The following is a 692-nucleotide window of genomic DNA, read 5'->3' on the forward strand; positions in this document are numbered from 1 at the left end:
CCGCGCGCGCCCCGGCGCGTCCGGCGGCGCCGCGCAGCGAGAGTGCCCCGGCCAGCGCGCCGGCCACCTCCCCGGCGGTGCTGCGCCCGCGGCCGCGTCCCGAGGAAGGTTCGGCCGACGAATCCGTCACCGCGGCCGAAATGACCGCGGCCGAGGCCCGGGCCGCCGATGCGTGGCTCGCCGACCTCTACCGCACCCATCCGACCCTGCCGCGGCTGGCCGGCGTGGCCCCGCGCGACGGGTCCGAGCCGCGCTATGCCGAGTCGCGCCCCTCGCGGCGGCCGGCCGGGTCTAGCTCGGCGGTCGATGCGGCGGTCAAGGCCGCCGTGGACGACGAGCTGCTGAAGAAGAAGAAAAAGGCCCCCGCGGCCAAGGCCGACGCCCCCGCGTCCCGCCCCGCCGCGCGCGCCAAGGCCGATGCCCCGGCCGCGGCCAAGCCCGCTGCCGACAAGGCCGCGCCCGCGAAGTCGTCGAAGACCGCGACCAAATCCGCCCCGGCGGACGACGATCGCCCGGCCAGCCGTCCGTCGCGCAAGCAGGCCGCGGGCAAGGGTTCGGCCGCCGCGGTCGAAAGCGCCATCGCCGAGGCGGTCGGCAAGTCGGGGGCCACCCCCGGCGCGGTCGCGCTGAGCACGCCCAAGTCGCTGCTGCCCCCGCACAAGCCGGCCCGCAAGTCGGCGCCGTCGGCCGCC

General features: G+C 78.8%; 1 pseudogene. It reads left to right on the forward strand.

Going from position 1 to position 692, the window contains the following annotated elements:
• A pseudogene (locus ACFHYO_RS12430) lies at positions 1 to 692 on the forward strand (hypothetical protein); the annotation flags it as partial.

The organism is Paracoccus panacisoli, from assembly GCF_042435015.1.
Classification (GTDB): Bacteria; Pseudomonadota; Alphaproteobacteria; order Rhodobacterales; family Rhodobacteraceae; genus Paracoccus; species Paracoccus panacisoli.